The 268-nt window shown below is 71.6% G+C and carries 1 pseudogene; it reads left to right on the forward strand.

What is annotated here, in order from left to right:
* A pseudogene (locus ACSNOK_RS34470) lies at window positions 1-268 on the forward strand (hypothetical protein); the annotation flags it as partial.

The raw sequence follows: 268 nt of genomic DNA on the forward strand, positions 1-268 counted from the left end.
GCTCTACACCGGCACCCTGGCCGGGGCGCAGGCGCTGGACTCCGCGGCCCGCTTCGGCAACCTGGACCGCGGGAAAGATGCCGACCTGGTACTCGTCGACGCCTCCGCCTGGCCGCCCCTCGCGGCTATCCTCGGAGGTGTAGCACGCACCGCCGGCGAGGGGGCCGCGGTGGAGGCCACCCTGTTCGCCCTGCTGATGGGGCTCCGGGAACCCGCCATCACCGGTGTCTTCGTCCGCGGCCACGAGATTAGTTCGAGTCCAGTACGG

Source organism: Streptomyces sp. URMC 126 (genome assembly GCF_051386555.1).
Classification (GTDB): Bacteria; Actinomycetota; Actinomycetes; order Streptomycetales; family Streptomycetaceae; genus Streptomyces.